This window comes from Pantoea sp. MBLJ3 (assembly GCF_000816655.1).
Classification (GTDB): domain Bacteria; phylum Pseudomonadota; class Gammaproteobacteria; order Enterobacterales; family Enterobacteriaceae; genus Pantoea; species Pantoea eucalypti.
The window spans coordinates 112299-126364 of sequence record NZ_JSUT01000002.1 but is presented as its reverse complement, the minus strand read 5'-3'; the positions used below and the strand labels follow the sequence as shown (position 1 = coordinate 126364).

Sequence of the window (14066 nt, the reverse complement as noted above, 5' to 3'; positions counted from 1 at the left end):
CATGGCTGACTATCGGGGTAGAAAAGTTGTCATTATCGGGCTGGGCCTTACCGGGCTCTCCTGTGTTGATTTCTTTTTAGCGCAGGGCGTAACGCCCCGCGTGATGGACACCCGTGTCTCGCCGCCGGGGCTGGATAAATTGCCCGGGCAGGTTGAACGTCACCTGGGCGGCATCAACGGTGACTGGCTGCTGGCGGCCGATCTGATTGTTGCCAGCCCTGGCGTCGCGCTGGCGCATCCGATTCTTAGCGAAGCCGTCGAAGCCGGAATCGAAATCGTCGGTGATATTGAGCTGTTCTGCCGCGAGGCGCAGGCACCTATCGTGGCGATCACCGGTTCCAACGGCAAAAGCACTGTTACAACGCTGGTGGGTGAGATGGCGAAAGCCGCGGGCTGGCAGGTGGGCGTTGGCGGCAATATCGGTCTGCCCGCGCTGAGTCTGCTGCAATCACCCGCGCAACTTTATGTACTGGAACTTTCCAGCTTCCAGCTTGAGACCACATACAGTCTGAAAGCGGCTGCGGCAACCGTGCTCAACGTCAGTGAAGATCATATGGATCGCTATCCGCTGGGTATGCAGCAGTATCGCGCCGCCAAGCTGCGGGTTTATGAGAATGCACAGATCTGCATCGTTAACGCCGATGACGCACTGACAATGCCGGTCCGCGGCGCAGATACCCGCTGTGTCAGCTTTGGTGTCGATTTTGGTGACTATCACCTGAATAAGCAGCAAGGCAGCATCTGGCTGCGGGTGAAGGGCGAGAAAGTCCTGAACACCGCTGAAATGAAGATGGTGGGACAGCACAACTATACCAACGCGCTGGCGGCACTGGCGCTGGCCGATGCGGTCGGTCTGCCACGCGCTTCAAGCCTGGCGGCCTTAACGCACTTTAACGGTCTGGCGCATCGTTTCCAGCTGGTCCATGAACATCAGGGCGTGCGCTGGATCAATGACTCCAAAGCGACCAATGTCGGCAGCACCGAAGCGGCGCTCAATGGCCTGCAGGTTCAGGGAACGCTGTGGCTGCTGATGGGCGGTGATGGTAAGTCAGCCGATTTTACGCCGCTGATCCCCTGGCTGCAGGGCGACAACGTGCGTCTTTACTGCTTTGGCCGCGACGGTGATGCGCTGGCCGCGCTGCGTCCTGATATCGCCGTGCGCACAGAAACCATGCGGCAGGCGATGGAGCAGATCGCGCCGCAGGTTAACGCAGGCGATATGGTTCTGCTGTCGCCGGCCTGCGCCAGCCTTGACCAGTTCCGTAACTTTGAGCAGCGCGGTGAGCAGTTCGCGCAACTGGCGAAGGAGTTGAGCTGATGCGTATTCCTGGTGCCGGGCTGGCGGGATATTTCTCAGGACGCCTGAAAGATTGGGTCATGAGCGCACGTGAAAGTGATGACTCTTCACTGGTGCTCTATGACCGCACACTGCTATGGCTCACGCTGGGCCTGGCGGTGATTGGTTTTGTGATGGTGACGTCGGCATCAATGCCGGTGGGTCAGCGTCTGAATGACGATCTCTTTTACTTCGCCAAGCGTGATGCTTTCTACATCGTGCTGGCATTAGGTATGGCACTGGTCACGTTGCGGGTGCCGATGGATTTCTGGCAGCGCTACAGCAACGTGATGCTGATGGTCACGGTGGCGATGCTGCTGATTGTTCTGGTAGTTGGTAGCTCGGTAAACGGTGCATCGCGCTGGATTGCACTGGGTCCACTGCGTATCCAGCCGGCTGAGTTGTCGAAGCTCTCTCTGTTCTGTTATCTCGCCAGTTATCTGGTGCGCAAAGTGGAAGAGGTGCGTAACAACTTTTGGGGCTTCTGTAAGCCGATGGGCGTGATGGTCGTGCTGGCCGTGTTACTGCTGGCACAGCCGGACCTCGGTACGGTGGTTGTGTTGTTTGTGACTACGCTGGCGATGCTGTTCCTGGCAGGTGCCAAGCTGTGGCAGTTCATGGCAATTATCGGCTCCGGCATTTTTGCGGTAATTCTGCTGATCATTGCAGAACCCTACCGTATGCGCCGTGTGACGTCGTTCTGGAATCCGTGGGAAGATCCCTTTGGTAGCGGCTACCAGCTGACTCAGTCGCTGATGGCATTTGGTCGCGGTGAATTCTGGGGGCAGGGGCTCGGTAACTCTGTGCAAAAGCTGGAATATCTGCCGGAAGCCCATACCGACTTTATTTTCGCCATCATCGGGGAAGAACTCGGCTACGTCGGTGTGGTATTGGCACTTTTAATGGTATTCTTCGTCGCTTTTCGTGCGATGTCGATTGGCCGTCGTGCTCTGGAACTGGATCAGCGTTTTTCCGGCTTTTTAGCCTGTTCGATTGGTGTCTGGTTCAGCTTCCAGGCGCTGGTTAACGTCGGGGCTGCCGCGGGTATGTTACCGACCAAAGGTCTGACCTTACCGCTGATCAGTTACGGTGGGTCGAGTCTGATCATTATGTCGACCGCCATCGTTTTTTTATTACGCATAGATTATGAAACGCGCCTGGCGAAAGCGCAGGCGTTTACCCGAGGTGGTCGATGAGCGGTAAGCGATTGATGGTGATGGCAGGCGGAACCGGCGGACATGTCTTTCCCGGTCTGGCTGTCGCCCATCACCTGATGGAACAGGGCTGGCAGGTTCGCTGGTTAGGCACCGCCGACCGTATGGAAGCCGATCTGGTGCCGAAGCACGGCATCGAAATCGACTTTATCCGCATCAGCGGACTACGCGGTAAGGGCATGAAAGCGTTGCTGCTGGCACCGCTGCGCATCTTCAATGCATGGCGTCAGGCGCGTCGCATCATGAAAGCGTGGAAGCCGGATGTCGTGCTGGGCATGGGCGGCTACGTTTCCGGTCCGGGCGGCTTAGCGGCCTGGAGCTGCGGTATTCCGGTTGTGCTGCATGAGCAGAACGGTATTGCCGGTCTGACCAATAAATGGCTGGCGAAAATCGCCACCAAAGTTTTGCAGGCGTTTCCGGGCGCGTTTCCTGCCGCCGACGTGGTAGGAAATCCGGTTCGCACTGACGTTCTGGCACTGCCTTTACCTGCGCAACGTCTGGCAGACCGTCATGGCCCGATTCGGGTGCTGGTGATTGGTGGAAGTCAGGGCGCACGGATACTGAACCAGACGCTACCGCAGATTGCGGCGCTGGTGGGTGATGAGATCACCCTGTGGCATCAGACCGGTAAAGGGGCGTTGCCTGAAACAGAGAAAGCGTATCAGCAGGTCGGTCAGACGCAGCATAAAGTGACCGAATTTATTGATGATATGGCTGCTGCCTATGCCTGGGCTGATGTGGTGGTATGCCGCTCCGGTGCGTTAACCGTGAGCGAAGTTGCTGCCGCTGGTTTACCGGCCATTTTTGTGCCGTTTCAGCACAAAGATCGCCAGCAGTACTGGAACGCGCTGCCGCTGGAAAAAGCGGGCGCCGCCAGAATTTTTGAGCAGCCGCAATTTACTGCGGAGGCTGTAGCGGATCTGCTACGCCACTGGGATCGTGCAACACTGCTGACGATGGCTGAACAGGCCCGTCAGGTGGCTATCCCCGATGCGACTGAACGAGTGGCTCAGGAAGTGGCTCGCGCCGCAAAGTAATCATTCCGGTCAGCGCGTCTGACCTGTACCCGGACTGGGTACAAACTGAAATAGCAGGTAACAGAGAGCGATGAATACACAACAATTGGCAAAACTGCGTTCTATCGTGCCCGAGATGCGTCGCGTCCGGCACATCCACTTTGTCGGCATCGGCGGTGCTGGCATGGGCGGTATTGCCGAAGTGTTAGCAAATGAAGGCTACCATATCAGCGGTTCAGATCTGGCCCCTAACCCGGTGACGCAGAATCTGATTGCGCTGGGTGCCACTATTTATTTTAACCATCGCCCTGAAAACGTGACCGATGCCAGCGTGGTCGTGGTCTCCAGCGCCGTTTCGCAGGATAACCCTGAACTGGTAGCGGCACGTGAACAGCGCATTCCGGTGATCCGTCGCGCGGAGATGCTGGCTGAACTGATGCGTTTCCGTCACGGCATTGCCGTTGCAGGGACCCATGGCAAAACGACGACGACGGCGATGGTGTCGAGCATTTATGCGGAAGCGGGTCTCGATCCGACCTTCGTTAACGGCGGACTGGTTAAAGCAGCTGGAACCCATGCCCGTCTGGGTAACAGCCGGTATCTGATTGCTGAAGCGGATGAGAGCGATGCGTCGTTTCTGCATCTGCAGCCGATGGTGGCGATTGTGACCAACATTGAAGCTGACCATATGGACACCTATCAGGGCGATTTTGAGAACCTGAAGCAGACCTTTATTAACTTCCTGCACAACCTGCCGTTTTACGGTCGTGCGGTGATGTGCGTGGATGATGCAGTTATTCGTGACCTGCTTCCTCGCGTGGGCCGTCATATCACCACGTACGGTTTCAGTGACGATGCGGATCTGCGCATTGAAAACTACGAGCAGAGTGGTGCGCAGGGGCATTTCACTCTGATTCGTCAGGATAAAGCGCCGCTGCAGATTACGCTGAACGCGCCGGGCCGCCACAATGCCCTGAACGCAGCCGCCGCTGTCGCCGTCGCCAGTGAAGAAGGCATCGAAGACAATGCGATTCTGGCCGCACTGGAGAGCTTCCAGGGCACAGGTCGTCGCTTTGATCTGCTGGGTGAATTCCCGACCGAGCCGGTCAATGGACAACCGGGCACCGCGATGCTGGTGGATGATTACGGTCATCACCCAACCGAAGTTGACGCGACGATTAAAGCCGCGCGCGCAGGCTGGCCAGATAAAAAGCTGGTGATGGTGTTTCAGCCGCACCGTTATAGCCGTACCCGCGATCTGTTTGATGATTTCGCCAACGTACTGTCGCATGTCGATGTGTTGCTGATGCTGGATGTGTACTCCGCTGGTGAGACCGCGATTCCAGGCGCTGACAGTCGTTCGCTCTGCCGTGCCATTCGTAACCGGGGCAAGGTCGATCCGATTCTGGTGCCGGAACATGACGCACTGCCGGAGATGCTTGCACCGCTGCTGTCAGGCAATGACCTGATTCTGGTACAGGGTGCCGGGAACGTCGGCAAGGTTGCCCGCAAGCTGGCGGACACGAAGCTCCAGCCGGAACGCAAAGCGGAGGATCGTCATGGCGGATAAAGTTGCAGTATTAATGGGTGGCACGTCGGCAGAGCGCGAGGTTTCGCTCAACTCGGGTCAGGCCGTGATTGCCGGATTGCGGGAAATGGGTATCAATGCACATGGCATCGATACCCGCCATGTCTCCGTGCTGACGCTGAAAGAGCAGGGGTTCACCAAAGCCTTTATCGCGCTACATGGTCGCGGCGGTGAAGATGGCACGATGCAGGCGGTGCTGGAATTCCTGCAACTGCCTTACACCGGCAGCGGCGTGATGGCATCGGCGGTGACGATGGATAAGTTGCGCACCAAACTGCTGTGGCAGGGTCGTGGTTTACCATCAGGAAAATTTGTCTGGCTGACGCGTCAGCAGTTTGAGGGCGGGCTGGATGAGGAGAGCAACGCGGCGATTGCAGCGCTTGGCCTGCCACTGTTTGTGAAGCCAGCCTGTGAAGGCTCCAGCGTGGGCATCAGCCGTGTTAACGATCTGCACGCGCTGCCAGCGGCACTGGAGATGGCGTTTAAGTACGACAATGACGTACTGGTCGAGGCGTTTCTCAGCGGCGCGGAGTATACCGTCGCGATTGTGGGCGATCGTATCCTGCCCTCAATAGAAATAAAGAGCGCCAGCGAGTTCTATGACTATGAAGCTAAATACATTTCTGACGATACTCAGTACGTCTGTCCGGCCGAGTTAAGTGCTGAACGTGAAGCTGAATTGCAGCAGCTGGTGCTGGCGGCCTGGCGTGCGCTGGGCTGTCGTGGCTGGGGACGGGTTGATGTGATGACCGACGGGGAAGGGCGCTTTCAGTTACTGGAAGCCAATACCTCGCCGGGCATGACCAGCCACAGCCTGGTCCCTATGGCAGCGAAACAGGCGGGCATGAGCTTCCCGCAGCTGGTTGCTCATATTCTGGAGCTGGCCGACTGATATGTCACAGGCGGCGATGAGAGTTCGAAACCGTGAACCGCAGGAGCGTATTCGCACCGGGCGCAGTAACGGTGCCCGACTGTTCGGCATTTTTTTCCTGCTGATCGTTATCGGGATTATGGTTGCCGGCGGGCTGGTGGTGCTGAAGTGGATGAACGATGCGTCCCGGCTGCCGTTGTCAAAACTGGTGGTGACAGGACAGACGCATTACACCACGCACGACGATATTCGACAGGCGATTTTGTCGCTGGGTCCGCCCGGCACGTTTATGTCACAGAATGTGGACATTCTGCAGCAGCAGATTGAGCGGTTGCCGTGGATTAAGCAGGTCAGTGTGCGTAAGCAGTGGCCGGACGAACTGAAGATCCACCTGGTGGAGTATACGCCGGTGGCGCGCTGGAACGATTTGCATATGGTGGATGCAGAAGGTAACGCCTTCAGCGTACCCGCCAGTCATGTCGGCAAAGAGACACTGCCGATGCTGTATGGGCCAGAAGGGAGTGAAAAAGAGGTCCTGGCAGGCTATCACAGCATGGATGATGTGCTAAAAGCCCGGAAGTTTACTCTGAAGGTGGCGTCAATGACGGCCCGTCGTTCATGGCAGCTGGTCACCAGTGATGATGTACGCATCGAACTGGGACGCAGCGACACCATGAAACGACTGAATCGCTTTATTGAGCTCTACCCGGTACTGCAACAGCAAGGTCAGAACGAGAGCAAACGTATCAGCTACGTGGATTTGCGATATGACTCGGGCGCTTCTGTTGGCTGGACACCGGTCGTGATGGAGCCACAGGACAGTAATCAGCAACAGAACCAGGCACAGGCTAAACAACAATGATCAAGGCAACGGACAGAAAACTGGTAGTTGGACTCGAAATCGGCACTGCGAAAGTTGCCGCCCTGGTTGGGGAAATTCTGCCCGATGGTATGGTCAACATTATTGGGGTGGGCAGCTGTCCTTCCCGTGGTATGGATAAAGGTGGCGTAAACGATCTTGAGTCGGTGGTGAAATGCGTTCAGCGCGCCATCGATCAGGCTGAGCTGATGGCGGATTGCCAGATCTCCTCCGTCTACCTTGCTTTATCGGGCAAACATATCAGTTGTCAGAACGAAATCGGGATGGTTCCGATTTCAGAAGAGGAAGTGACTCAGGATGATGTAGAGAATGTCGTACATACCGCTAAATCGGTGAGAGTGCGCGACGAGCATCGCATCCTGCACGTTATTCCTCAGGAATACGCGATCGACTATCAGGAAGGGATCAAGAATCCGGTTGGGCTTTCTGGCGTGCGTATGCAGGCGAAAGTGCACCTGATCACCTGCCACAACGACATGGCGAAGAACATCGTTAAAGCCGTTGAGCGTTGCGGACTGAAAGTAGATCAGCTGATTTTTGCCGGTCTCGCCTCCAGTTTTGCCGTTTTGACTGAAGACGAACGTGAGCTGGGCGTGTGTGTTGTCGATATTGGTGGCGGTACAATGGACATAGCCGTATATACCGGCGGCGCTTTACGGCACACTAAGGTTATTCCGTATGCAGGCAACGTTGTCACCAGCGATATCGCCTATGCGTTTGGCACACCGCCAACGGATGCTGAAGCGATTAAAGTGCGTCATGGTTGCGCGCTGGGCTCGATTGTCGGCAAAGATGAGAACGTTGAGGTACCGAGCGTGGGCGGACGTCCACCACGTAGCCTGCAACGTCAGACGCTGGCGGAAGTGATTGAGCCGCGTTATACCGAACTTTTGAATCTGGTTAATGACGAGATTCTGCAGTTACAGGAACAACTGCGTCAGCAGGGCGTAAAGCATCACTTAGCCGCAGGCATTGTCCTGACCGGTGGTGCAGCGCAAATTGAAGGACTGGCGGCCTGTGCGCAACGCGTATTCCATACGCAGGTGCGTATCGGACAGCCGCTGAATATTACCGGCCTGACTGACTATGCGCAGGAATCGTACTACTCCACTGCCGTGGGACTGTTGCATTACGGCAAAGAGTCGCACATGAACGGTGATGCAGAGACCGAAAAACGGGTCTCAGTAGGTAACTGGTTCAAGCGTATTAACAGTTGGTTAAAAAAAGAGTTTTAATTTTTGTGAAAGGGGATCATGCTGTTTTCTTTAGTGATCTCCAGGCGACAGGCACATAACGGAGAGAAATCATGTTTGAACCTATGGAATTAACCAACGACGCGGTGATTAAAGTCATCGGCGTCGGTGGCGGCGGCGGTAACGCCGTAGAGCACATGGTACGCGAACGTATCGAAGGTGTGGAATTCTTTGCTGTGAATACCGACGCGCAAGCGCTGCGTAAAACAGCTGTCGGCCAGACCATTCAGATCGGTAATAACATTACCAAAGGTCTGGGTGCGGGTGCGAATCCGGAAGTAGGCCGTAACTCAGCAGAAGAAGATCGCGAAGCACTGCGGGCTGCGCTGGAAGGGGCAGACATGGTCTTCATCGCAGCAGGCATGGGCGGCGGTACCGGTACCGGTGCAGCCCCTGTAGTTGCTGAAGTGGCTAAGGATCTCGGTATCCTGACGGTGGCCGTTGTTACCAAGCCGTTCAACTTCGAAGGCAAAAAGCGCATGGCGTTTGCTGAGCAGGGGATCGCTGAACTTTCTAAGCACGTCGATTCACTGATCACTATTCCCAACGACAAGCTGCTGAAAGTGCTGGGCCGTGGTATTTCCCTGCTGGATGCATTTGGCGCTGCTAACGACGTGCTGAAAGGCGCAGTCCAGGGTATTGCCGAGCTGATCACCCGTCCGGGCCTGATGAACGTCGACTTTGCTGACGTGCGTACAGTGATGTCCGAAATGGGCTATGCCATGATGGGTTCAGGCGTTGCGTGCGGTGAAGATCGTGCGGAAGAAGCGGCTGAAATGGCGATCTCCAGCCCACTGCTGGAAGATATTGATCTGTCAGGCGCCCGTGGCGTGCTGGTCAACATTACGGCGGGCTTCGACCTGCGTCTGGATGAGTTTGAGACCGTGGGTAACACTATCCGCGCCTTCGCCTCTGACAACGCAACCGTTGTAATCGGTACCTCTCTGGATCCGGAAATGAATGACGAACTGCGCGTCACTGTCGTGGCAACCGGTATCGGCATGGACAAACGTCCGGAAATCACGCTGGTCACCAACAAGCCAGCCAGCCAGCCAGTGATGGATCATCGCTATCAGCAGCACGGTATGTCACCGCTGCCGCAGGAGCAAAAACCAGCTGCCAAAGTCGTTAACGACCAGGCTGCGCAGTCGAACAAAGAGCCTGACTATCTTGATATTCCGGCCTTTTTGCGTAAGCAGGCCGATTAGGATTAACCCTATAATTGGGATTATCCGCTCTTTGTGCTAAAGTGTCTGTCCGCTGGTAAAGTATACTGGCGGTCGGAAAGGTGATACTGCGAGATAATGCGATGATCAAACAAAGGACATTAAAACGTATTGTTCAGGCGACGGGTGTCGGTTTACATACCGGCAAAAAAGTCACACTGACATTACGCCCTGCGTCGGCTAATACCGGGGTCATCTATCGTCGCACCGACTTGAATCCACCGGTAGATTTTCCGGCTGATGCAAAATACGTGCGCGACACCATGCTGAGTACCTGCCTGGTGAATGATGAAGGCGTGCGTATTTCAACGGTTGAACACCTCAATGCCGCCCTGGCGGGTCTGGGTATCGACAACATTATTGTTGAAGTCGATGCGCCGGAAATCCCGATCATGGATGGCAGCGCAGCACCGTTTATCTATCTGCTGATGGATGCGGGTATCGAGCAGCTCAACAGCGCGAAGAAATTTGTGCGTGTTAAGCAGACCGTGCGTGTGGAAGAGGGTGACAAATGGGCCGAGATCAAACCGTACAACGGTTTCTCGCTTGATTTCACCATCGACTTCAAACACCCGGCTATCGACTCCAGCTCACAGCGCTATGCGATGAACTTCTCTGCTGACGCCTTTGTTCGTCAAATCAGCCGGGCGCGTACATTTGGCTTTATGCGTGAAATCGAATATCTGCAGTCTAAAGGCCTGTGCCTGGGCGGTAGCTTAGATTGTGCGATAGGTCTGGATGATTTCCGCGTACTGAATGAAGAAGGTCTGCGTTTTGAGGACGAGTTTGTTCGTCACAAAATGCTGGACGCGATTGGCGACTTGTTTATGTGTGGTCACAACATCATTGGCGCATTCTCTGCGTTTAAATCGGGTCACGCGCTGAATAACAAGTTGCTGCAAGCGGTTCTGGCTAAGCAGGAAGCCTGGGAATGGGCAACCTTCGAAGACGAAGCTGAACTGCCAGTGGCATTCAAAGCACCGAATCTGGTTCTGGCTTAACTACCCCAGAACGTGAAACGGCTGGTTATGCTGACACCCTCTCCGGTCAGCGGCGCCAGCCGTTTTTTTATGGCTTTCTGTCATACTCCTGACGATTGCGACGTCGCTCGCAACACATTGTCTGTTCTGCTGAATTGCTGAACAATCACACGCGTTTTCTCACACCGCCACTTTAATCCCAGGTGTGGATGCCCCACATTAATGTTACTATCTGTGGCGCTTTTACAGGCCGAAATCCGTTGCGGCTCGCGGCGGGTACACGAAAACAAGAGCGCAACAGAGCGTGCGCGATGGAAAGGTTGTGATCGGGATTCTTCAGCGCTGGCGACAATTAGGTAGACGCTATTTCTGGCCTCATCTCCTGTTAGGGATGGTAGCGGCCAGCTTTGGCCTGCCAGCCTGTGCGCAAAGCGCCGAACCCAACGCGTCCTCTGAATCGCCAGCCAGCAGCCTCTTTCTTGGCAATGCCACACGCTTTGATCATTTAATCCGGCTCCAGGAAGCGTCACGGCGCCCGAGCTTCAGCGTGGATTACTGGCATCAGCACGCCATCCGCACCGTTATTCGTCACCTCTCTTTCACGCTTGCTCCCCAGGCGCAGGCGGAACAACAGCAGTTACCGCTGGCGGCCCAAAAGCTGGCGCTTATTGACTCACTGCATAATTTACTGACATCGCATTCTGCGCTGCATACCGCACCGCAGCAGATGGCAACACCGCCTCTCTTCATGGCCGTTACCCGTTCATGGGTAGAATGGCATGCCAGTGTGCATGGCATCCGCGCCGGACCCGCCCGATTGTTCTGCTAATAGTATTGGTTTTACTCACTCTGTTTAGATTTCGCAGTCCGGAATATTCCGGCTGAATTGAGAATATATTTATTATGTTTAGCAAAATATTAACCAAGGTTTTTGGTAGCAGTAACGATCGTACGCTGCGTCGTATGCGCAAGGTGGTAGATGTCATCAATAAGATGGAGCCTGATTTTGAGAAGCTCTCTGACGATGAACTGAAAGCTAAAACCGACCTGTTCCGCGAGCGTCTGAAAAAAGGCGAATCGCTGGAAAGTCTGATCCCGGAAGCGTTCGCGACCGTACGTGAAGCGAGTAAACGTGTGTTCGGTATGCGTCACTTTGATGTGCAGCTGATCGGCGGCATGGTGCTGAACGACCGCTGCATCGCTGAGATGCGTACCGGTGAAGGTAAAACCCTGACCGCAACGCTGCCAGCCTACCTGAATGCGCTGTCTGGTAAAGGTGTTCACGTGGTGACCGTCAACGACTATCTGGCACAGCGTGATGCGGAAAACAACCGACCACTGTTTGAGTTCCTGGGTCTGACGATTGGTATCAACATGTCGGGCCTGCCGGCTGTGGCGAAGCGTGAAGCATATGCAGCAGACATTACCTACGGCACCAACAACGAGTATGGCTTCGACTACCTGCGTGACAACATGGCGTTCAGCCCGGAAGAGCGCGTACAGCGTAAACTGCACTATGCGCTGGTGGATGAGGTCGACTCCATCCTGATCGATGAAGCGCGTACACCGCTGATCATCTCCGGTCCGGCAGAAGACAGTTCTGATCTCTACACCAAAGTGAACAAGATCATCCCTCACCTGGTTCGCCAGGATAAAGAAGATACCGAAACCCATCAGGGTGAAGGCGACTTCTGGGTCGATGAGAAAGCGCGTCAGGCTCATATGTCTGAACGCGGTCTGGTGAAAGTGGAAGAGCTGCTGGTCAGCCAGGGCATTATGGAAGCGGGCGAGTCACTCTACTCGCCGACCAACATCATGCTGATGCACCATGTCACTGCGGCACTGCGCGCGCATGCACTCTTTACCCGCGATGTTGATTACATCGTGAAAGATGGCGAAGTGGTAATCGTTGATGAACACACCGGCCGTACCATGCAGGGTCGTCGCTGGTCAGATGGTCTGCATCAGGCGATTGAAGCGAAAGAAGGCGTAGAGATCCAGAACGAGAACCAGACGCTGGCCTCTATTACCTTCCAGAACTACTTCCGTATTTACGAAAAGCTGGCCGGTATGACCGGTACTGCTGATACCGAAGCGTTCGAATTCAGCTCTATTTACAAGCTCGACACCATTGTCGTGCCGACTAACCGTCCGATGGTGCGTAAAGATCTGGCTGACCTGGTCTACATGACAGAGAAAGAGAAGATCGATGCGATTATCGAAGATATCCGTGAGCGTACAGCCAATGGACAGCCGGTACTGGTGGGCACCATCTCGATTGAAAAATCAGAAGTGGTCTCTAATGAACTGACCCGCGCCGGTATCAAACATAACGTCCTGAACGCCAAATTCCACGCCCGCGAAGCGGACATCGTGGCGCAGGCTGGTCAACCGGGCGCGGTCACTATCGCGACCAACATGGCCGGACGTGGTACGGACATTATGCTGGGCGGTAGCTGGCACGCTGAAGTGGCCGAACTGGAAGAGCCAACCGAAGCGCAAATCGAAGAGATTAAAGCGGCCTGGCAGATTCGTCATGACGCGGTGCTGGCGTCAGGTGGTTTGCACATCGTGGGTACCGAGCGTCACGAATCCCGTCGTATCGATAACCAGCTGCGTGGTCGTGCAGGTCGTCAGGGTGACGCCGGTTCTTCTCGTTTCTACCTGTCGATGGAAGATGCGCTGATGCGTATTTTCGCCTCAGACCGCGTGTCAAATATGATGCGTAAACTGGGCATGAAGCCAGGCGAAGCGATTGAGCACCCGTGGGTGACTAAAGCGATTGCCAACGCGCAGCGTAAAGTCGAAAGCCGTAACTTCGATATCCGTAAGCAGCTGCTGGAATATGATGATGTGGCTAACGACCAGCGTCGTGCGATCTACAGTCAGCGTAATGAGCTGCTGGATGTGTCTGATGTGAGCGAAACCATCAACAGTATTCGCCACGATGTCTACAAAGCCACTATCGATACCTACATTCCGCCACAGTCGCTGGAAGAAATGTGGGACGTGCCTGGCCTGGAAGAGCGTCTGCGCACTGACTTCGATCTTAACCTGCCGATTGCAGAGTGGCTGGACAAAGAGCCCGATCTGCATGAAGAAGTGCTGCGTGAACGCATCATGACCCATGCCATGGAAAGCTACGCAGAGAAAGAAGAGATCGTGGGCGCGGAAATGATGCGCAACTTCGAAAAAGGCGTGATGCTGCAGACGCTGGACTCTCTGTGGAAAGAGCATCTGGCAGCGATGGACTATCTGCGCCAGGGTATCCATCTGCGCGGCTATGCGCAGAAAGATCCAAAGCAGGAGTACAAGCGTGAATCCTTTGCCATGTTCGCCGCAATGCTTGAATCACTGAAGTATGAAGTGATCAGTACGCTGAGCAAAGTTCAGGTGCGCATGCCAGAAGAAGTTGAAGCGATGGAGCAACAGCGTCGCGAAGAAGCTGAACGTCTGGCACAGCAACAGCAGCTGAGCCATGTGGAAGAAGATCTGCTGGCAGCTGAGCCTGTGGCTGAGCAAAGTGGAGAACGCAAAGTGGGCCGCAACGATCCCTGCCCATGTGGTTCCGGTAAAAAGTATAAGCAGTGTCATGGCCGTATCGCCTGAGGCTAAATGCTGATAAAAAAGGAGCCGCTGGCTCCTTTTTTTATGGCCTTTGCCACTACGATGACTATGCCCATGCTGAGCTAAAGCGGTTAA

Annotated in this window: 11 protein-coding genes; all 11 read left to right on the top strand. The window is 55.1% G+C overall.

Features of this window, described 5'->3' with window-relative positions; translation table 11 throughout:
* Position 1 precedes the first annotated feature (1 nt).
* The 11 genes from murD to secA all read left to right on the top strand — a co-directional run bounded on the left by murD (position 2) and on the right by secA (position 13973).
* Entirely contained in the window at positions 2-1318 is a 1317-nt protein-coding gene (gene murD / locus NP77_RS01620; protein WP_003854752.1) for a UDP-N-acetylmuramoyl-L-alanine--D-glutamate ligase, read from the top strand.
* On the top strand, positions 1318-2532 hold the full coding sequence (gene ftsW, locus NP77_RS01615; protein ID WP_039658782.1) for a cell division protein FtsW: 1215 nt from the start codon (positions 1318-1320) through the stop codon (positions 2530-2532). Before murD ends, ftsW begins: the two co-directional genes overlap by 1 nt.
* The gene (gene murG / locus NP77_RS01610; protein ID WP_003854746.1) at positions 2529-3587 is read left to right on the top strand and encodes an undecaprenyldiphospho-muramoylpentapeptide beta-N-acetylglucosaminyltransferase; all 1059 of its coding nucleotides are present in this window, start codon (positions 2529-2531) and stop codon (positions 3585-3587) included. The genes ftsW and murG overlap by 4 nt, the downstream gene beginning before the upstream one ends.
* Before the next feature lie 70 nt (positions 3588-3657).
* Complete coding sequence (gene murC / locus NP77_RS01605) at positions 3658-5136, top strand: UDP-N-acetylmuramate--L-alanine ligase (protein WP_008925575.1); 1479 nt, start codon at positions 3658-3660, stop codon at positions 5134-5136.
* Positions 5126-6046: a D-alanine--D-alanine ligase gene (locus NP77_RS01600; RefSeq protein WP_008925576.1), complete on the top strand. Its 921-nt coding sequence runs from the start codon at positions 5126-5128 to the stop codon at positions 6044-6046. The genes murC and NP77_RS01600 overlap by 11 nt, the downstream gene beginning before the upstream one ends.
* Before the next feature lies 1 nt (position 6047).
* Positions 6048-6887 carry a cell division protein FtsQ gene (gene ftsQ / locus NP77_RS01595; protein WP_003854740.1) on the top strand — a complete coding sequence of 280 codons (840 nt, stop codon included), beginning with the start codon at positions 6048-6050 and terminating at the stop codon, positions 6885-6887.
* A complete protein-coding gene (ftsA, locus tag NP77_RS01590; protein ID WP_003854739.1) occupies positions 6884-8140 on the top strand; it encodes a cell division protein FtsA in 1257 nt (418 codons plus the stop codon). The genes ftsQ and ftsA overlap by 4 nt, the downstream gene beginning before the upstream one ends.
* A gap of 71 nt (positions 8141-8211) precedes the next feature.
* A complete protein-coding gene (gene ftsZ / locus NP77_RS01585; protein WP_003854738.1) occupies positions 8212-9366 on the top strand; it encodes a cell division protein FtsZ in 1155 nt (384 codons plus the stop codon).
* A 101-nt stretch (positions 9367-9467) separates the two neighbouring features.
* Positions 9468-10385, top strand: a complete 918-nt coding sequence (gene lpxC, locus NP77_RS01580) for a UDP-3-O-acyl-N-acetylglucosamine deacetylase (protein ID WP_008925578.1) — start codon at positions 9468-9470, stop codon at positions 10383-10385.
* Between the two features lie 301 nt (positions 10386-10686).
* Positions 10687-11193 carry a secA translation cis-regulator SecM gene (gene secM, locus NP77_RS01575; protein ID WP_003854732.1) on the top strand — a complete coding sequence of 169 codons (507 nt, stop codon included), beginning with the start codon at positions 10687-10689 and terminating at the stop codon, positions 11191-11193.
* 74 nt (positions 11194-11267) lie between these two features.
* A complete protein-coding gene (gene secA / locus NP77_RS01570; protein WP_003854731.1) occupies positions 11268-13973 on the top strand; it encodes a preprotein translocase subunit SecA in 2706 nt (901 codons plus the stop codon).
* The last annotated feature ends 93 nt before the right edge of the window (positions 13974-14066 follow it).